The following is a 17,437-nucleotide window of genomic DNA, read 5'->3' as shown; positions in this document are numbered from 1 at the left end:
AGATGTGTATAAGAGACAGGATCTGCGCAATATCGAAACGTTCTTCTGGGTCGCCACCCTGGGCGGTTTCCGGGCGGCCGCCGAAAAGCTGAACGCCACCCAGCCCGCCATTTCCCAGCGCATCGCGTCGCTGGAATCCGATCTGGGCGTGCGCCTGTTCGACCGCGATGCGCGCGGTATCAAGCTGACGGGCAAGGGACGCGAACTGCTGTCGCACGCCGAGCGCATGTTGCAGATGCGGCGCGACATGCAGGAGGCCGCGCGCGCCAAGAGCGTCATGAGCGGCATGTTGCGGCTGGGGGTATCGGAAACCATCGTCCATACCTGGCTGCCGACCCTGATGGAGTATCTGCACGACGTCTATCCGGCGCTGATGGTCGAGATCCAGGTGGATACGACCACCGTGCTGAAGACGCAGCTCGCCTCGCGCCAGATCGATCTGGCGTTCCTGCTCGGGCCGATGGAAGAGCCGCGCATCGAAAACCTGTATCTCTGCAACTACCCGCTGAGCTGGGTGGCCAGTCCCAAGCTCAAGGTGGGGCGCCAGCCCATCCCCTTGAAGCGGCTGGCCGAATGGCCCGTCATCACGTATCCGTCCACCACCGACCCGCACCGCGCCGTGCGCCAGCTGTTGCAGCAGGCCGGCGTGGAGGCGCCGCGCATGTACGGCAGTTCGGCGCTCAGCGTCATCGTGCGGATGGCGCAGGACGGCATCGGCACCGCGGTCATCGCGCCCGTCATCCTGCACAAGGAGCTGGCGCAAGGCGAATTGCGCATCCTGGACGTGAAGGCGCCGGCCTTGCCGCCGCTGCACTACACCGCCTGCTGGATGCAGGGGCCGGACAGCCAGATTCCGCGCGCGGTGGCCGAAGCAGCGCAGCAGATTGCGCGCGAAGAGGCGCTGCGCCATCCGGCATAACCCTGATAAGTAATTTTGATCGGGGTCTATCGCAACTTGTGATTGGACGCTGCTGCGCGGTTCCTGTGCAATGTCCCCATACTTGAATCGTCATTGAAGGGATGGACATGCATACGAACCCTGCCGCGCGCACTAGCGTGGAATTGGCCCGCCAGGCGCGCCTGGATGCGCGCAGCGGCAAGCTCACCGGCCCCACCGCCAACCTGGCGCCCGGCCATGTACAGGCCAACCTGGCGATCCTGCCGCGCGCGCTGGCGGCGGATTTCCTGCATTTCTGTCAACGCAATCCCAAGCCCTGTCCCTTGCTCGCCATGTCCGAACCGGGCGATCCCGCTGTGCCGGAACTGGGCCAGGACATCGACATCCGCAGCGACATCCCGCGTTATCGCGTCTGGCAGAACGGCGAGCTGGTGGCCGAGCCCACCGACGTGCGCGACCTGTGGCGCGACGATCTGGTGTCGTTCCTGATCGGCTGCTCGTTCTCCTTCGAGGAAGCGATGCTGGACAACGGCCTGCCCGTGCGCCACATCGAGCAGGGCTGCAACGTGCCGATGTACCGCACCAGCATCCCGACCCATGCCGCGGGCGTGTTCGGCGGCCCCTTGGTCGTATCCATGCGTCCCCTGAAGGCCGCGGACGCCATCCGCGCCATCCAGGTCACTTCGCGTTTTCCCTCGGTCCACGGCGCGCCGGTGCATATCGGCGACCCCGCGTTGATCGGGATTGCCGACGTCAACCGCCCGGACTATGGTGATCCGGTGGAGATACGCGAAGGCGAGATGCCTGTGTTCTGGGCCTGCGGCGTGACGCCGCAGTCGGTGGTCGCAGCCGTGCGGCCGGAGTTCTGCATTACCCACGCGCCGGGCCACATGCTGGTCACGGACCTCATCAATAGCCGGATGGCGGTGTTCTGACCGCCTGCGATCCGCTTTCTCAGCAGCGCGTAAGCGGGTAGCGGTTAGAAGTCGTACTCGCGCTGCAATACCAGTTGTGCCACCAAAACGATCCATTAAAGGACAAGGGGAAATGGCGACAACCGCTTTGAATCTGGGGCCTTCCAGCTTGCCGGACGGTCTCGTGCCGCCGCGAACGCGGCCATGCATTGCTTTCATACCCAGCCGGTCCAATCCAGGAGTCCAGTTATGAAGATGAAGCTCATCGCGGGTGTCGCCGCGAGCCTGGCGCTGATGTGCGCCGTTCCCGCGCAGGCGCAACAGGCCGTGCGCATCGGCGCGATCTATCCGCTATCGGGCGCCTTGGCGTCGACGGGGTCTGAAATCAAGGCGGCCGTCGAACTGGCGGTCGAAATCATCAACAATCCGCATCCCGAACTGGAAGGCATACCGCTGGCCGCGGGCAGCGGGCTGCCGGCGCTGGGAGGCGCCAAGATCGAAGTGGTGTTCGGCGATTCCCAGGGCAAGCCCGAAGTGGGCCTGGCTGATGCCCAACGCCTGATCGACCAGGAAAAGGTCGTGGCCCTGACCGGCGCCTACCAGTCCGCCGTGACCAAGACCGCCAGCCGCATCGCCGAGCAGCGCGGCATTCCCTATGTAAACGGCGAATCCAGCAGCCCGGACCTGACCGAGCGCGGCTACAAGTGGTTCTTCCGCACCTCGCCCAATGACGATACCTTCGTCGAGAACATGATGCAGTTTCTGGACGGCGTGAAGGCCGTGCCGACCGCCAAGATCGCCGTGGTGTACGAGAACACCGACTTCGGCGTGAACACCTACAAGGCGGTCGAAAAGTTCGCCAAGCAGTACAAGCGCCAACTGGTCGCCAACATCGCCTATAGCGCGGGCTCGGCCTCGGTGACGGCGGAAGTGCAGAAACTCGCCGCCGCCAAGCCGGACGTGGCGATCTTCGCCAGCTATACCTCGGACGCCATGCTGTTCGTGCGCACCATGCGCGAAAGCAAGTACGCGCCGCCGGTGCTGCTGGCCAACGACGCGGGCTTCATCGATTCGCGCTTCGTGCAGGAAGTGGGGCCGCAGGTCCAGGGCGTGCTGACGCGCGACGTCTGGGGCAATGACGTGGCCGCATCCAAGGCCGGGCTGAAGAAGATCAACGACATGTACAAGGCCAAGACGGGCAAGGATCTGAACGGCAACAACGCGCGTTCGATGCAAGGGGTGCTGGTGCTGGCCGACGCGATTAACCGGGCCGGCTCGACGGACCCCGAGGCGATCCGCAAGGCGCTGGCCGCCACCGATCTGGGCGAGGCGCAGGTCGCGATGCCCTGGGCCGGCGTGCAGTTCGACGCCAAGGGCCAGAACACCAAGGGTTCGGGCCTGATCCTGGAGCTCAAGGGCGCCGCCTACCAGACCGTATGGCCGGAAAAATACCGTACGGACAAGAACCTGCCCACGCTGCCGTTCACCTGGAAGTAAACATAGTCTGACGCGGCGGGCCGCGGGGCCCGCCGCGAGGAGCACTCCATGTTCGAAGCTCTCTCGGCAGGCCTGTTCAACGGCCTGATCTATGCCGCGGTGGCGGTGGGGCTGGCGCTGATATGGGGCATCACCGACGTCATCAACTTCGCCCATGGCGAGTTCCTGATGCTGGGCATGTATGCCGCCTATTGGCTCTACACGCTGGGCCACATCGATCCCACGCTGTCGGCGCCGCTGGTGGCCATCGTGCTTGCCTTCGTCGGCTTCCTGACCTACGCGCTCATCATCCGCCGCTTGCAGAAAGGGCCGGCGATGGCGGTCATCCTGGCCACCTTCGGCCTTGGGCTGGTGCTGCGCCAGATCGCCTTCATCGCCTTCAGCCCCGACTACCGCAGCCTGCCGGACACGCTGGTGTCGGGCAGCGTCACGGTTGCCGGCATCTCGCTGGGCAGGCCCCAGGTGGTCACGGGCCTGATCGCGCTGGTGGTGGTGGTGGCGTTGTTCATCCTGGTGTACCGCACGCGCTGGGGCCATGCCTTGCAGGCCGTGGCGGAAGACCGCCAGGTGGCGGCGCTGGTGGGCATTTCGCCGGACCGGGTCAACGCCCAGGTCTGGATGCTGGGCAGCGCGGCGGTGGGGCTGGCTGGCGCCTTGCTGACCACCTTCTTCTATGTGTTCCCCTCGGTGGGCACCGTGTTCGGCCTGCTGGCTTTCGTGGCCGTGTGCATGGGCGGCTTCGGCTCGCTGCCGGGCGCCTTCATCGCGGGCATCCTGATCGGGATCATCGAAGCCATGACGGGTTACTTCGTCGCGCCGGCCTTGAAGACGGTGAGCGTCTTCATCCTGTTCATCCTGGTTCTCTGGTATCGGCCGCGCGGCCTGTTCGGGCGGTGGTGAGATGAACAAGACAGACAACATCGATACCCCGTCCGCCGGCGTGCCCAAATGGCCGGTCCTGGCCGCGGCCGTGGCCGCCATCCTGATGGCCCTGGTGCCAATGGTCGTGAAGGACGCCTTCACCCTGCAGGTGCTGCTGCTGGCCATCATGTTCGGCGCGCTGGGCGCGTGCTGGAACCTCGTGGGCGGCTTCCTGGGGCGGATCTCGTTTGGCCATAGCGTGTTCGTGGGAGTAGGGGGCTACACCACCTTGCTGCTCCTGCACCATCTGAAGCTCACGCCGCTCTTGGGCATCCCGCTGGGCGGACTGATCAGCGCCGGACTGGCCTGGCTGGTGGGCGGACCTACGCTGCGGCTGTCCGGCCACTACTTCGCCATGGCCACCATCGCACTGCTGCAGATTGGCCTGCTGCTGATGATCAACTGGGAATGGGCGGGCGGCGCGGTCGGCCTGGAGGCGCCCATCGGCGACGCCGCCTGGATGCTGCTGTTCCGCAGCAAGGTGCCGTACTACTGGATCGCGGTGGGCCTGGCCTTCCTGACCTTCTGCGCCACGTTCTTCCTGGTGCATTCCAAGACCGGCTTCTATTGGCGCGCCATCAACGGCGACGAGGCGGCCTCGCGCAGCCTGGGCGTGCCTGCGGACCGCTACAAGATGCTGGCTTTCGTGATGTCGGCGGGCATGACGGGCGTATGGGGCGGCTTCTTCGCCATGTACGTGGGCTTCATCGATCCGGAATCCATGTTCAACCTGACGATGTCGGTGCAGGTCGTGCTGGTGACCATCCTGGGCGGGGTCGGCACGCTGATCGGCCCGTGGCTGGGCGCGGCGGTGCTGCTGCCGCTATCCGAGGGCACGCGCGTGCTGTGGGGCAGTTCGGGCATGGGCCTGGACCTGCTGGTTTTCGGCCTGGCTATTTTGTTGGTCACCATGTTCCTGCCGGGCGGGCTGGTCACACTGAGGAGGCGCCGTGGCTCTGCTGGACGTTAAGAACCTGACCAAGCAATTCGGCGGCCTGGTCGCGAACAAGGACATCTCGCTGTCGGTCGAGGCGGGCGAGATCGTCGCCATCATCGGCCCGAACGGGGCGGGCAAGAGCACCTTGTTCAACGGCCTGGTGGGGCACCACGAGCCCACCTCAGGCTCGGTGACCTTCGATGGCCAGTCGATGATAGGCCGGCGGCCCGAACAGGTGGCTGCCATGGGCCTGGTGCGCACTTATCAGATCCCGCGCAGCTTCGGACAGATGACGGTGTTGGAAAACGCCGTGGTCGGCGCGCTGTTGCGCCATCCGCGCCTGCAGGACGCGCGCCGCGAATCGGCCCGTGTGCTGGAACTGGTGGGCCTGGCCGAGCGCGCCGACGTGAGGGCGTCCGAACTCAATGTGGCGGGACAGAAGCGGGTCGAGCTGGCCCGGGCGCTGGCCACCGAGCCGCGCATGCTGCTGCTGGACGAAGTGGCGGGCGGCCTGAATCCGGCCGAGGCCATCGCCCTGTCCGAGATCCTGCGAGGCATCCACGCGTCGGGCGTTACGCTCATCATCGTGGAGCATGTGCTGGAGGTGGTCATGCGGCTGGCGCAGCGGATGCTGGTGCTGAACTTCGGCCAGATGATCGCCGAGGGCGCGCCGCAGGAAATCGTGCGCGACCCGGCTGTGATCGAAGCCTATCTGGGGAGAAAGCACCGTGCCTGATGCGATGCTGAAAGTGGAAGACCTGAGCGTGGCCTACGGCGGCGTGCAGGCGGTGCGCGGCTTGTCGCTGGAGGTCAGGCCGGGCGAAATCGCTGCGCTGCTGGGCGCCAACGGCGCGGGCAAATCCAGCACCCTGATGGCGATCGTCGGGTCGGTCAAGCCCAAGAGCGGCCGGGTAATTTTCGAAGGCCGGGACATCACTGGCACCCCGCCGGACAGGCTGGTGACCCAGGGCATTTCCATGATCCCCGAAGGCGCCCGCGTCTTCGCGCGCCAACCCGTGGAACAGAACCTGCGCCTGGGCGCCTATACGGTGCGCGATGAGCGCGTGTACGGGGAACGCCTGGAGCGGGTCTATGCCTTGTTCCCGCGCCTGAAGGAGCGTCGCACGCAACTGGCCGGAACCATGTCGGGCGGCGAGCGGCAGATGCTGGCTATCGGCCGCGCGCTGATGAGCGGGCCGCGCCTGCTCCTGATCGACGAGCCCAGCCTGGGCCTGTCGCCCCTGCTGGTGGAACAGGTATTCGACGCGTTGGCCGCCTTGAACCGCGACGACGGCCTGTCGGTCTTGCTGGTGGAGCAGAACATGGCCCAGGCGCTGGAAGTCGCGGCGCGCGCCTACGTGATGCAGAGCGGCAGGGTGGCGCTGTCGGGCGAAGCGGCGGAACTGGCAGCCTCGGACGAGGTGCGCAAGGCGTATCTGGGGATGTGAGGATGGGGGCGTGACGAAACCGCGCCGGACGCACATGGCATCCGGCACGGACTGCCATCAGAAGATGTGGCGGAAGCCCACTGCGGCGCCGAGCTGGCTGGTCTTGCCGGCGATTTCGCCGCTGGCGGCATCGTTGACCTTGTTCCAGTCGACGGTGCCGTAGATCTGCGAGCGCTTGGACAGCGAGTACTCGGCCACGGCGACCAGCGCGTAGCGCTTGCCCTTGTCGCCATCTTCGACCACGTTCTTGCTCTGGTCGTAGTAGGCGGCGCCGGTGATGGCCCAACGCGGCGTGGCCTGCCAGGTGACGCCGGCGAAGTAGCCGTTGTCCTTGCGATTCAGGCCGGGCGCCTGTTCTCCGCCCATGACGGCGTTGACCCAGCCGGTTTCGTCGCGGCCGTTGTAGTAGCCGGCGAAGACCTTGGCGGCTTCGAACTGGTAGGAGGCGTTCAGGTTCCAGACGCGCTGGCGCAGATCGGAATCCGTGCCGTCGTAGGTCTGCTGATAGGCAGCGCCCAGGCCCAGCTTGCCGACCGTGTAGCGCAGGCTGGCGCCATACTGCTGGCCGGCCTTATGGTCGTTGTAGTCGTCGCCGTTGGCCCAGGACAGCACGAAAGCCAGGTCTCCGATGGTGTTGGAGTACTTGGTTATGTTGTTGGTGCGCACGCGCGACATGGCGGCGGGCAGCCAGGCGTTCTGGTCGTAGTTGCCCACGGTCAGCGGGTCGAAGTAGTCAGCCAGCAAGTCGAACATCGGGGTGTTCTGCAGACCCAGGGTCAGCGCGCCGATGTTGCCGCCGTCCAGGCCGATGTAGGCCAGGCGGCTGAACGTCTTGGACGGATCCGAGCCGCGGCCGTTCTGCATGTTGAAGCCGTTTTCCAGGCGGAAGAAGGCGCGGTTGCCGTCGCCCAGGTCTTCGGAGCCGCGCAGGCCCCAACGGCTGTTGGAGATGGCGCCGTTCTCCATCGACACGCGGCTGCCGTCTTGGCCGACGCTGCCGGCGCTGGTGCTCAGGTAGCGGATGCTGACATCGGCGATGCCGTACAGGGTGACGCTGGTTTCGGCTTGGGCCGCGCCGGCGGCCAGGCCCAGGCTTGCAAGGGCGAGGGATAGGGTAATGCGTTTCATGCTGGGGGCTCCTCCTGGGTAGCGCTATTTTTTAGTGGCGCCGGGCTTTTGGCCCGGCTGTTTGCGCCTGGCGGATCGTCAGGCGCTGGGCCGTCGCACCGACGCTTACGGTAAGCGCGGGTCCGGGCGATGGCCGCATATGCACATATACGCTGTAATGTTGCAACGTAGCAGCGCCTGGGAATTCTAGAAAAACTGGGGCACGAACAACACCTGTTGTTTTTTGGAGTTTTCCCTGGTTTACAGGACGGCAAAACAGGGGGAGCGGGTAGGGCGCCAGCCCTGGCGAAAAAAAACCCCGTTTCAGAAACGGGGTTTTCAGGGTGACGTCGTCCTACAGCGTCATGTGCAGCGGCAGCCATGTCGCTATGCCAGGCACGGCATAGAGCAGCAGCACGGCCAGGATCATCAGGAAGAACATAGGCAGCGAGGCGCGCGCGATGTAGGGCAGCTCTTTGCCGCTCATGCCGGAAAGCACGAACAGGTTGAACCCGACCGGCGGCGTGATCTGTGCCATTTCTACAACGAACACGATGAAGATGCCGAACCAGATCAGGTCGATGCCGGCGGCCTGCACCGTGGGCAGCAGCACGCCCATGGTCAGCACGACGATGGAGATGCCGTCCAGGAAGCAGCCCAGGACGATGAAGAACACCATCAAGGCCATGATCAGCCCGAACTGCGACAGGCCCAGGCCTCCGATCCATTCGGCCAGCGCACGCGGCAGGCCGATGTAGCCCATGGCCAGCGTCAGGAACTGCGCGCCCGCCAGGATCAGCGCAATCATGCAGTACAGCCGGGTGGCGCCCAGCAGCGACTGCATGAAGGTGGAGCGGTTCAGCGATCCCTGCAGCGCCGAGAGGATCAGCGCGCCCACCACGCCGACGGCCGCCGCTTCCGTGGCGGTGGCGATGCCGGTATAGATGGAGCCCAGCACCGCGCCGATCAGGAGCATCACGGGGATCAGATGGCGCGAGCGCGACAGCTTCTCCAGCAACGTCAGGCCGGGGTCGGCCGCCGGAACCTGGCCGGGATTGCGGATCGCCCACCAGGCGATGTAGCCCATGAACAGCAAGGCCAGCAAGATACCCGGCACGATGCCCGCGATGAACAGCTTGGCGATGGACACGTCCGCCGCCACGCCGTACACGATCATGATGATGGAAGGCGGGATCAGCAGGCCCAGCGTGCCGGCGCCCGACAGCGTGCCCAGGATCTTGTCCTCGGGGTAGCCGCGGCGCGTCAGTTCCGGGATGGTCATCTTGCCGACCGTGGCGCAGGTCGCCGCGGACGAGCCCGAGACCGCCGCGAAGATGGCGCAGCCGATCACATTGGTGTGCAGCAGCCGCCCGGGCAGGCGGTTGAGCCAGGGGGCGAGGCCCTTGAACAGGTCTTCCGACAGCCGAGTGCGGAACAGGATTTCGCCCATCCACAGAAACAGCGGCAGGGCGGTCAGGGTCCAGCTGGACGACGCGCCCCAGATGGTGACGGCCATGGCATCGCCCGCGGGCCGGCTGGAGAAGATCTCCATGCCGATCCAGGCGGTGCCCGCCAGGGTCAGGCCGACCCAGACCCCGCAGCCCAGCAGCGCGAAGATCGAGACGACCAATAGGGTTATGACGAGTAGTTCATTCATGGGTTTGCTGCGAAGTGGCGGCGGCCAGGCCGCGTGAGCGTCGGATCAGCTCGTCGATCAGGGCGACCAGGAACAGCACCGTGCCCACGGCCATGCTGAGCTGGGGGATCCAGAGCGGCGTGGCGTCGTTGGACGTGGAGATGTCGTTGAACTGCCAGGAGTCGTAGGTCAGCTTGATGCTGAAGAACGCGAAGGCGGACGCCAGCAGGCAGCCGACCGCCAGGGCGAAGATATCCAGCTTGCGACCCGCGGCGGGCTTGAGCGAATTGAGCAGCAGCGTCACGCGGATGTGTTCGCCGTGCTTGAACGTACTGGCAAGGGCGAGAAACCCGGCGGCGGCCATGAAATACCCGGCATAGGCGTCCGTGCCGGGTATGTTCATGCTGAGCTGGCGCGCGATGATCGCGGCCAGCACCGACACCAGGACGCCGATCGTGCACAGGCCGGCCAGCAGGCCGGCCGCGCCGTAAAGACCATCTAGAAAGCGGCGCATGGAAATATCACTGCTTCTTGTAGGCGTCGATCATGGCCTGGCCGTCGGCGCCAGCCTTCTTCAGCCAGTCGTCCAGCATGCGCTTGCCGATCACGGACAGGCCTTCCTTCAGCTCAACCGTGGGCTGGATGGTTTCCATGCCGTTCTTGGCCAGTTCCGCCTGATACCACTTGTTCTTTTCCTGCGACAGCTTCCAGCCGCGTTCCTCGGCTTGCGCGCCAGCCTTCTTCAAGGCGGCTTGGGCCGCGGGGTCGAGCGCGTCGAACGCCTTCTTGTTGACGATGATGGCGTTCTTCGGCAGCCAGGCCTGGGTGTCGTAGAACTTCTTGATGTACTCGTAGGTCTTGGTGTCGTAGCCGGTCGACGCCGAGGACATGTAAGAATCGATCACGCCGGTGGCCATGGCCTGGGCCAATTCAGCCTGCTGCACCGTGACGGGCTGCGCGCCGACCAGTTCGGCGATTTTGGCCGTCACCGGGCTGTAGGCGCGCCACTTCAGGCCTTTCATGTCGCTGATCTGCTTGATGTCCTTGTTGGCGAAGATGCCCTGGGGCGGCCAGGCCACCGCGTACAGCAGCGTCATGCCGTGCGCGTTCAGCTTCTTTTCGAGGAAGGGCTTCTGCGCCTGGTAGAGCTTGAACGACGCGTCATAGCCGGTGGCCAGGAAGGGCAGGCCGTCCAGTTCGTAGATCGGGTCTTCGTTCGCAAAGTTGGTCAGCAGGATCTCGCCGATCTGCGCCTGGTTGCCTTGCACGGCGCGCTTGATCTCGGGCGCCTTGTACAGCGAGGCGTTGTTGTGCAGCGTGATCTTCAGCTTGCCCTCGGACAGCGTGTCCACGTCCTTGACGAAGGTGGTCAGGTTCTCGACGTGGAAGTTGCTGGCCGGGTAGGCCGTGGGCAGATCCCATTTGGTTTGGGCCTGTGCGCCTGCGCTGAACGCCAGGACGATGCTGCCGGCGAGCAGGGAGATTTTCTTGTGCATGGGTGGGTCCTTCTTTGCGAATGGTGAAGCCGGGTTGTGCCCGATAGGCATTGCGAAAATGAGAGCGCCGCGGCGATGACGCGCAGCTGAAAAGCCGTGCCATTCTATGTTGCTATGCGGCGGCGGGGCGCGCGAAATCGCGTCTTTACGGGTTATTCCTAACAGGCGTGCGCACTGCCGATCATTGAGGGTTCAATCTTTGCGCAAACGCATTGCGGCAGCCGTTTTTCTTCTAACATTGCGCTATCGAAAGCGTGATGCCGAGGCATGTGTGAACTTCGTTTTTCGTCGTGATGAGTTGTTGGTGGAAGAGACTTCGGCCGTCCTGCCGGACACTGCATTGTGTGTACGGATAGGCGTGGCGGCCACGGCCCTGCAGCCGATCTGGACGCTGCCCGGTTCGCCGTACCGCACCGTGCACGTGGATCCGGGCGTGGAGCCGCCGCAAGGCTATGCGTTTAGGAAGCTGCGTTCGCTCTTTGGCGTACTGGATGACGAGCGCATGGCGCTGGCCGGACGCGCCTACCAGATCGCCGAATGGGCGCGCACGCACCGGTTCTGCGGCGTCTGCGGTACGCCGGCGGAGCGGGTGCCCACCGAATTCTGTCTGCGTTGCCCGTCCTGCGGTTTTTCGGCCTATCCGCGCATTTCGCCCGCCATGATGGTGCTGATCCGCAAGGGCGACAGCATCCTGCTGGCACGCCATACCACCACCGCGACCTCGCGCTATACCGCGCTGGCCGGCTTCGTCGAACCCGGCGAAAGCATCGAGCAGACCATCCACCGCGAGGTCCACGAGGAAGTCGGCCTGAAGGTCGGCAACCTGCAGTATTTCGGCAGCCAGTCCTGGCCGTTCCCGCATTCGCTCATGGTCGCGTTCACAGCGGACTACGTGTCCGGCGACATACGCGTGCAGGAAGACGAGATCGCCGATGCGCGCTGGTTCGGTCCCGGCGACCCCATGCCCGATATCGCGCCGCGGATTTCCATCGCGGGGTGGTTGATCCGGGCGAACCTGCCCATGGGCTGGTCGGCGCCTTAAGACGGCCTGTTTCGGCTGTAGTCCTGTAGGGGTATTCCCTTGAAAGAGGGGATTTCCGGCGTCTTGTTCGTATTTTTTATTGATGAAATATAGATAAATTATTAGTATTTCGTTCAGATAAACTCGGCTTGCGTCTTCCATGACCCCCACTTTGATTGCATCGTCGGCCCATTTGGCCGGCGGCAGCGCGCCCGACCTTTCCGAAGTGGAATTCGGTCTGATGATCGCCAGCCACGCCTTCGACCGCTGGACCGTGCGCTGCATGGCGGCGGCCGGGCTGCCCGACCTGACGCCCACCGACGTGATGGTCTTTCATCATGTCTATCACCGCGAGCGCCCCAAGAAGCTGGCCGACATCTGCTTCACGCTGAATGTCGAGGACACGCACATCGTCAGCTACGCGCTGAAGAAACTCGACCGCCTGGGCGTGGTCAAGGGCGAACGCAGCAGCAAGGAAGTGTTCTACAGCGTGACCCCGGAAGGCGCGGCCATACTCAAGCGCTATGCCGAGGTCCGCGAGCAATGCCTGACCGCCGGCCTGGACGCGCCGGGCGGGGGCGGGCTGGACTTCAGCCGCCAGCTGGCGCATACGCTGCGCGCGTTGTCCGGCCTGTACGACCAGGCGGCCCGCGCGGCGACCTCTCTCTGATTCCGTTTACCCGTGCGCGGCCGCAGGCGCCGCGGCGACCCTTTGTTTGCAAGGACAGCTATGAAGTGGCAATTCTGGATTGACCGTGGGGGTACCTTTACCGACATCGTGGCGCGTCGCCCCGACGGCACGACCACCACGGCCAAGATGCTCTCGGAAAACCCCGAGCAGTACCGCGACGCAGCCGTGGCCGGCATCCGCAAGTTGCTGGGTATCGCGCCCGGCCAGCCCGTGCCCGCCGATCAGGTCGAGTGCGTGAAGATGGGCACCACGGTGGCCACCAACGCCTTGCTGGAACGCAAGGGCGAGCGCACCTTGCTGGTCACGACGAAGGGGTTCCGCGACGGTCTGCGCATTGCCTACCAGAACCGTCCGCGCCTGTTCGACCGAAATGTCGTCCTGCCCGAGATGCTCTACGAGTCCGTAGTGGAAGCGGATGAGCGCGTGGCCGCCGACGGCGAGGTGATCCGCGAACTGGATCAGGAAGCGCTGCGCACAGCCATGCAGGCCGCCTACGACAGCGGCATCCGCGCCGTGGCCATCGTCTTCATGCACGCCTGGCATGCGCCCGAGCACGAACGCATCGCGGCCCGCATCGCGCGTGAAGTGGGCTTCCCGCAGGTGTCGGCCTCGCACGAGGTCAGCCCGCTGATCAAGTTCGTGTCGCGCGGCGACACCACGGTGGTGGACGCGTATCTGTCGCCCATCCTGAAGCGCTATGTGGGCCAGGTGGCCGGCGAACTGCCGGGCATCCGCCTCATGTTCATGCAATCGAGCGGCGGCCTGACGGACGCGCATCGCTTCCGCGGCAAGGACGCCATTCTGTCGGGTCCCGCCGGCGGCATCGTCGGCATGGTGCGCACCAGCGAGATCGCGGGCTTTCCCAAGGTCATCGGCTTCGACATGGGCGGCACTTCCACCGACGTGTCGCATTACGCCGGCGAATTCGAACGTGAATTCGAGACCCAGGTGGCCGGCGTGCGCATGCGCGCGCCCATGATGAGCATCCACACCGTGGCGGCGGGCGGCGGCTCGATCCTGCATTTCGACGGCGCGCGTCTGCGCGTGGGTCCGGATTCAGCCGGCGCCAACCCGGGTCCCGCCTGCTATCGCCGCGGCGGCCCGCTGGCGGTGACGGACTGCAACGTCCTCCTGGGCAAGATCCAGCCCGACTTTTTCCCCAAGGTCTTCGGCCCCGAGGCCAATGAACCTCTGGACCGCGATGCGGTCGTGGCGCGCTTTACGGCCATGTCCGACGAAGTGCGCGCCGCCACTGGCCGCGAAATGAGTCCCGAACAGCTGGCCGAAGGCTTCCTGGAAATCGCCGTGGGCAACATGGCCGAGGCCATCAAGCGCATCTCGGTCCAGCGCGGCCACGACGTGACCGAGTACGCGCTGACGGTGTTCGGCGGCGCGGGCGGCCAGCATGCCTGCCTGGTCGCCGACGCGCTGGGCATGACCACGGTGTTCGCGCACCCGCTGGGCGGCGTGCTGTCGGCCTACGGCATGGGCCTGGCCGACCAGACCGACATGCGCCAGAAGACGGTCGAGAAGGTTCTCGATGCCGAACTGATGCTGGCATTGAAGGGCGAATTCGACGAGCTGGCCGGCCAGGCGGTCGGCGAACTGCGCCGCCAGCACGTGGCGGAAAGCGACATCAGCGTGCAGCGCCGCCTGCATCTGAAGTACCGCGGCACCGATACCTCGCTGGAAGTGGCGTACACGGACCTGGAACAGGCGCGCAAGGAATTCGAAGCGGCCTACCGCCTGCGCTATTCGTTCTTGATGCCCAACCGCGAACTGGTGGTGGAAACCATCTCGGTCGAAGCCACGGGCGGCGGCGAGCGCGTCGGCGACGCGTCCGCGGCGCGCGTGCGCGACGGCGCGCTGGCTCCCAGCCGCGTCGTCAGCATGTACAGCGGCGGCGCCTGGCGCGACACGCCCTTGTACGTGCGCGAGGACATGGCGGGCGGCGACGTGGTGGCGGGACCCGCCATCATTTCCGAACCCAACCAGACCACGGTGGTCGAGGCCGGCTGGCAGGCGGAACTCACGGCGCAGGACCACTTCGTGATCCGCCGCGTGGAAGCGCGTCCGGAGCGCCGCGCCATCGGCACGCAGGCCGATCCGGTCATGCTGGAGGTCTTCAACAACCTCTTCATGTCGATCGCAGAGCAGATGGGCTACCGCCTGCAGAACACGGCGTACTCGGTCAACATCAAGGAACGCCTGGACTTCTCTTGCGCGATCTTCGATGCGCAAGCCCGCCTGATCGCCAATGCCCCGCACATGCCGGTGCACCTTGGGTCCATGGGCGAGTCCGTGCGCACGGTCATGAACGCCAACGCCGGCAACATGCAGCCTGGCGACGCCTACGTGGTGAACGATCCGTACCACGGCGGCACGCACTTGCCCGACGTCACGGTCATCACCCCGGTGTTCGACCGCGATGGGCGGGAGATCCTGTTCTACGTCGGTTCGCGCGGCCACCATGCCGACATCGGCGGCACCACGCCGGGCTCCATGCCGCCGGATTCCAAGACGGTGGAAGACGAGGGCGTGCTCTTCACCAACTTCCAGCTGGTGAAGAACGGTGAGTTCCGCGAAGCCGCGGCGCGCGGCATCCTGGGCTCGGGCCGCTGGCCGGCGCGCAATCCGGACCAGAACATCGCCGACATGCACGCGCAGATCGCCGCCAATGAAAAGGGCGTGCAGGAGCTGCTGCGCATGTGCGACCACTTCGGCCTGGACGTGGTCCGGGCCTACATGGGGCACGTGCAGGACAACGCCGAGGAAGCGGTGCGCCGCGTGATCTCGGTGCTGAAGGACGGCAGCTACGAGTACCCGCTGGACAACGGCGCGGTGATCCGCGTGGCCGTTAAGGTGGACACCGAGGCGCGCAGCGCCGTGGTGGACTTCACGGGCACGTCTAACCAGCTGGACAACAACTTCAACGCTCCGGGCGCCATCGCCGTTGCGGCGGTGCTGTACGTGTTCCGCACCTTGGTCAATGACGATATTCCGCTGAACGACGGCTGCCTCGTGCCGCTGTCCATCATCCTGCCGGAAGGCTCGATGCTGCGTCCGAATCCGCCGGCCTCGGTGGTGGCGGGCAACGTGGAAACGTCCATGTGCATCGTCAACGCGTTGTATGGCGCGCTGGGCGTGCTGGCCGCAAGCCAGGGCACGATGAACAACTTCACGTTCGGCAACGCGCGTCATCAGTACTACGAGACCATCTCGGGCGGCACGGGCGCGGGTCCTGTGCGCATCGACGCGGCGGGGCCTCGCGATGAAGGTTTCGCCGGGACCTCGCTGGTGCAGGCGCACATGACCAACTCGCGGCTGACAGACCCCGAAGTGCTGGAGTTCCGTTTCCCGGTGCGTCTGGAATCCTACGAAATCCGCAAGGGCTCGGGCGGCGCCGGCCGCTACCCGGGCGGTGACGGCGGTGTGCGCCGCATCCGTTTCCTGGAGGACATGACCGCCGCCATCCTGTCGAACAACCGCCTGTATGCGCCGTTCGGCCTGGCGGGAGGGCAACCCGGCGCCATGGGACGCAACTCGGTCGAACGCGCCGACGGTTCGGTCCAGGAACTGGGTCCGCAAGACAGCGCACAGCTGCGTCCGGGCGATATCTTCGTCGTCGAAACCCCGGGAGGCGGCGGGTACGGGGCGGTGTAATCCGTCTGCACCGAAAGACAACGGCCGCGTCAGTGATGACGCGGCCGTTGTGTTGATGGGTCAGGCGGCAATCTCACTCCGTATCTGACATCACATCCAGCACGATCTCCGCTCTCGCCTTCCGGTCATACACCCGCAAGGTCACTTCGCTTTCCCCAATTTCAAAGACCGCCGTCGCCAGCGTGTTCTCGTCATCGGGATCATCCGGCGAGGTCCGCAGGATAGGCAGTTCGCCTTCGGTGTCGTGCAGCGCGGCGAGCAGATCCGCGCTGGCGGTCGCGCTGGACCAGCCGTCCACGATGCCCTCGATGCGGTTCTGTCGCGCCCGCGACGAGTCGGTGACGATCTGCGCGATGCCGCCCATGTCGGCATGCACCATGTGATTGGCATGGCCGTAGCGCGTGCCGATCTCCAGGATGGAAACCTCGCCCGGCGCCACTTCCGCGCTGAGCAGGCGGGCGTCGCCGGCCGCGCCCAGGGTGTGGTGAAAGCCGCCGGAGTGCGGTAGGTCCCGCAACAGGCCGAGCGCCTCGTCCAGCGTCGTGCAATCCAGCACCGCGCGCGCCATCAGCATGCGCGGCACGCCGGGATGCCGCTGCCGGATGCGCAGGTTGTTGATGGTCTGCACCAGTCCGGCGCGGTTGGCGCCGAAGGTATGGCCGGGCAGCGAGCCCGGATAGTAGAAGCTGAGGTAGCCAGGCGCGTCTTCCAGCGCCACGTCGACCAGATGGCAGCGCCCGCGCAGATAGGGATCGCCGTCCTCGTTGTGTGCGATCCAGCGCGTGCCGTCGGCCGCTTTCAGCGCGACGGACGTGCAGCCGTCGGTGGTGCTGTGCAGCAGGTCGCCGCGGCAGTTCCACAGCAGCACGTCCTCGATCGGCATGTGCAGGCCCTCGGCCATGCCTTCCAGTTCTTCCCAGATTGCCGGCAGCGCAGCTTGCGCCTGTTGCGCCAGCTCGTCGAGGAAGGCGTGGCCGCGCCATGGCCGCAGCGCGTCCCAGGTGCGGCTTTGGTCCAGGTAGGTCGCCATCAGGGGCCGCGCCAGCTTGCCCAGCGCGAGGCCCGTCTGACGCCGGTTTCCGGCAATGCGTACATGTTTGTAGGCCATGGGAATCCTCCGGGTGTCATGCGGATTGTAAATTTTCCGGCCGCTGCCGGGTGGGGACGTATGCGTTAAGATCGGCGGTAAGCCGTGCCGGAGACCCCGG

Annotated in this window: 15 protein-coding genes; 10 read left to right on the top strand and 5 right to left on the bottom strand. The window is 65.5% G+C overall.

The genetic code is table 11. The annotated features are described in order from the left end of the window. The first annotated feature begins 4 nt into the window (after positions 1-4). The 7 genes from DXK93_RS26105 to DXK93_RS26075 all read left to right on the top strand — a co-directional run bounded on the left by DXK93_RS26105 (position 5) and on the right by DXK93_RS26075 (position 6,615). A complete protein-coding gene (locus tag DXK93_RS26105; protein WP_119451602.1) occupies positions 5-919 on the top strand; it encodes a LysR family transcriptional regulator in 915 nt (304 codons plus the stop codon). A gap of 107 nt (positions 920-1,026) precedes the next feature. Continuing rightward, entirely contained in the window at positions 1,027-1,833 is an 807-nt protein-coding gene (locus DXK93_RS26100) for a putative hydro-lyase (RefSeq protein ID WP_054454824.1), read from the top strand. A gap of 228 nt (positions 1,834-2,061) precedes the next feature. Next, entirely contained in the window at positions 2,062-3,309 is a 1,248-nt protein-coding gene (locus tag DXK93_RS26095) for an ABC transporter substrate-binding protein (RefSeq protein ID WP_054454039.1), read from the top strand. A gap of 48 nt (positions 3,310-3,357) precedes the next feature. Further along, positions 3,358-4,209 (top strand): branched-chain amino acid ABC transporter permease, encoded by an 852-nt coding sequence (locus DXK93_RS26090; RefSeq protein WP_119451601.1) that lies wholly within the window; start codon positions 3,358-3,360, stop codon positions 4,207-4,209. Position 4,210: 1 nt separating this feature from the next. Further along, positions 4,211-5,200 carry a branched-chain amino acid ABC transporter permease gene (locus tag DXK93_RS26085; RefSeq protein ID WP_119451600.1) on the top strand — a complete coding sequence of 330 codons (990 nt, stop codon included), beginning with the start codon at positions 4,211-4,213 and terminating at the stop codon, positions 5,198-5,200. Beyond that, complete coding sequence (locus DXK93_RS26080; protein ID WP_119451599.1) at positions 5,181-5,903, top strand: ABC transporter ATP-binding protein; 723 nt, start codon at positions 5,181-5,183, stop codon at positions 5,901-5,903. The genes DXK93_RS26085 and DXK93_RS26080 overlap by 20 nt, the downstream gene beginning before the upstream one ends. Before the next feature lie 4 nt (positions 5,904-5,907). Next, positions 5,908-6,615, top strand: a complete 708-nt coding sequence (locus DXK93_RS26075) for an ABC transporter ATP-binding protein (protein WP_119451598.1) — start codon at positions 5,908-5,910, stop codon at positions 6,613-6,615. A 57-nt stretch (positions 6,616-6,672) separates the two neighbouring features. Here the strand turns inward: DXK93_RS26075 and DXK93_RS26070 are convergent, their stop codons facing one another. The 4 genes from DXK93_RS26070 to DXK93_RS26055 form a co-directional block, all read right to left on the bottom strand. Continuing rightward, complete coding sequence (locus DXK93_RS26070) at positions 6,673-7,743, bottom strand: porin (protein ID WP_119451597.1); 1,071 nt, start codon at positions 7,741-7,743, stop codon at positions 6,673-6,675. 334 nt (positions 7,744-8,077) lie between these two features. Beyond that, positions 8,078-9,379 (bottom strand): TRAP transporter large permease, encoded by a 1,302-nt coding sequence (locus DXK93_RS26065; protein ID WP_119451596.1) that lies wholly within the window; start codon positions 9,377-9,379, stop codon positions 8,078-8,080. Continuing rightward, the gene (locus tag DXK93_RS26060) at positions 9,372-9,872 is read right to left on the bottom strand and encodes a TRAP transporter small permease (protein ID WP_042793698.1); all 501 of its coding nucleotides are present in this window, start codon (positions 9,870-9,872) and stop codon (positions 9,372-9,374) included. The genes DXK93_RS26065 and DXK93_RS26060 overlap by 8 nt, the downstream gene beginning before the upstream one ends. Before the next feature lie 7 nt (positions 9,873-9,879). Next, positions 9,880-10,854, bottom strand: a complete 975-nt coding sequence (locus tag DXK93_RS26055; protein ID WP_054454053.1) for a TRAP transporter substrate-binding protein — start codon at positions 10,852-10,854, stop codon at positions 9,880-9,882. A 271-nt stretch (positions 10,855-11,125) separates the two neighbouring features. On the opposite strand from DXK93_RS26055, the gene nudC reads away from it, so the two are divergent. The 3 genes from nudC to DXK93_RS26040 all read left to right on the top strand — a co-directional run bounded on the left by nudC (position 11,126) and on the right by DXK93_RS26040 (position 16,229). Beyond that, the gene (gene nudC / locus DXK93_RS26050; RefSeq protein WP_119451595.1) at positions 11,126-11,896 is read left to right on the top strand and encodes an NAD(+) diphosphatase; all 771 of its coding nucleotides are present in this window, start codon (positions 11,126-11,128) and stop codon (positions 11,894-11,896) included. Between the two features lie 139 nt (positions 11,897-12,035). Beyond that, positions 12,036-12,545, top strand: a complete 510-nt coding sequence (locus tag DXK93_RS26045; RefSeq protein ID WP_119451594.1) for a winged helix DNA-binding protein — start codon at positions 12,036-12,038, stop codon at positions 12,543-12,545. A gap of 60 nt (positions 12,546-12,605) precedes the next feature. After that, on the top strand, positions 12,606-16,229 hold the full coding sequence (locus tag DXK93_RS26040; RefSeq protein WP_119451593.1) for a hydantoinase B/oxoprolinase family protein: 3,624 nt from the start codon (positions 12,606-12,608) through the stop codon (positions 16,227-16,229). A gap of 73 nt (positions 16,230-16,302) precedes the next feature. Here DXK93_RS26040 and DXK93_RS26035 read toward each other — a convergent pair whose 3' ends face one another. Then, positions 16,303-17,337 carry a C45 family peptidase gene (locus DXK93_RS26035; protein ID WP_119451592.1) on the bottom strand — a complete coding sequence of 345 codons (1,035 nt, stop codon included), beginning with the start codon at positions 17,335-17,337 and terminating at the stop codon, positions 16,303-16,305. Positions 17,338-17,437: the final 100 nt, after the last annotated feature.

Origin of the sequence: Achromobacter sp. K91 (assembly GCF_003576205.1) — a bacterium.
Classification (GTDB): domain Bacteria; phylum Pseudomonadota; class Gammaproteobacteria; order Burkholderiales; family Burkholderiaceae_B; genus Achromobacter; species Achromobacter aegrifaciens.
This window is presented reverse-complemented; position numbering and strand designations above follow the sequence as displayed.

What these genes read in the sequence shown, in the direction of transcription:
- DXK93_RS26040 (WP_119451593.1), top strand. Translation starts at nt 12,606, where the DNA reads ATGAAGTGGCAATTCTGGATTGACCGTGGGGGTACCTTTACCGACATC.
- DXK93_RS26100 (WP_054454824.1), top strand. Translation starts at nt 1,027, where the DNA reads ATGCATACGAACCCTGCCGCGCGCACTAGCGTGGAATTGGCCCGCCAG.
- DXK93_RS26090 (WP_119451601.1), top strand. Translation starts at nt 3,358, where the DNA reads ATGTTCGAAGCTCTCTCGGCAGGCCTGTTCAACGGCCTGATCTATGCC.
- DXK93_RS26070 (WP_119451597.1), bottom strand. Translation starts at nt 7,743, where the DNA reads ATGAAACGCATTACCCTATCCCTCGCCCTTGCAAGCCTGGGCCTGGCC.
- DXK93_RS26095 (WP_054454039.1), top strand. Translation starts at nt 2,062, where the DNA reads ATGAAGATGAAGCTCATCGCGGGTGTCGCCGCGAGCCTGGCGCTGATG.
- DXK93_RS26045 (WP_119451594.1), top strand. Translation starts at nt 12,036, where the DNA reads ATGACCCCCACTTTGATTGCATCGTCGGCCCATTTGGCCGGCGGCAGC.
- DXK93_RS26035 (WP_119451592.1), bottom strand. Translation starts at nt 17,337, where the DNA reads ATGGCCTACAAACATGTACGCATTGCCGGAAACCGGCGTCAGACGGGC.
- DXK93_RS26075 (WP_119451598.1), top strand. Translation starts at nt 5,908, where the DNA reads ATGCTGAAAGTGGAAGACCTGAGCGTGGCCTACGGCGGCGTGCAGGCG.
- DXK93_RS26060 (WP_042793698.1), bottom strand. Translation starts at nt 9,872, where the DNA reads ATGCGCCGCTTTCTAGATGGTCTTTACGGCGCGGCCGGCCTGCTGGCC.
- DXK93_RS26065 (WP_119451596.1), bottom strand. Translation starts at nt 9,379, where the DNA reads ATGAATGAACTACTCGTCATAACCCTATTGGTCGTCTCGATCTTCGCG.
- DXK93_RS26055 (WP_054454053.1), bottom strand. Translation starts at nt 10,854, where the DNA reads ATGCACAAGAAAATCTCCCTGCTCGCCGGCAGCATCGTCCTGGCGTTC.
- DXK93_RS26085 (WP_119451600.1), top strand. Translation starts at nt 4,211, where the DNA reads ATGAACAAGACAGACAACATCGATACCCCGTCCGCCGGCGTGCCCAAA.